The following is a 651-nucleotide window of genomic DNA, read 5'->3' on the forward strand; positions in this document are numbered from 1 at the left end:
CTTGTCGGTGCTGTTGACGGCAGGTGCTTGGTGTTGATTTTTTCGCTGTCGGTACCGGTCTTGGCGACGTCGTCGGCGTTGGCTTTGGCGTTGTTGCGCGTAACCGGCAGTCCGCAGAACCATTTTACCGAACCGTTTTGACGCTTGGCCCACAGGGAGAGTTTTTTGCCTTTGATTTCGTTGTTTACGTTGCTTGAAGCCATTGTGGCGGTAACGACGCCGTTTTTGACTTCAACGCTTTGAACATATTTGCCTTTAATGTCGGTGGAGGTTGCCACGCCGGCAGAAGTGTTGTTGCCGGGCCATTCGCCGTGATTCAGGTAATACTCGGTAACGGCTGATTTTGACCTTCGGCCAAAAGGATCGCTTCGTCATTCCCTCGCAGGCGGGAATCCAGCCCCGTCGGTACGGAAACTTATCGGGAAAACGGTTTCTTGAGATTTTGCGTTCTGGATTCCCACTTTCGTGGGAATGACGGTTTAGGTATTTTTATAGAAAGCCGTAGGTGGTGTTTCTATGCAAACGGCAGATGAAGCGTCGCGGCAGGTTGACGGCAGGTGCTTGGTGTCGATTTTGTCGTTGCCGTCGGCGGTAACGTCGTCGGCGTTGGTGGCGTCGCGCGTAACCGGCAGTCCGCAGAACCATTTTACC

At 53.3% G+C, this 651-nt stretch carries 1 pseudogene; it reads right to left on the minus strand.

Annotated features, from left to right (window positions below):
- A pseudogene (locus HMPREF2959_RS09940) lies at positions 1-373 on the minus strand (pilin); the annotation flags it as partial.
- Between the last annotated feature and the right edge of the window lie 278 nt (positions 374-651).

Source organism: Neisseria sp. HMSC070F02 (assembly GCF_001814225.1).
In the GTDB taxonomy this organism is placed as follows: domain Bacteria; phylum Pseudomonadota; class Gammaproteobacteria; order Burkholderiales; family Neisseriaceae; genus Neisseria; species Neisseria meningitidis.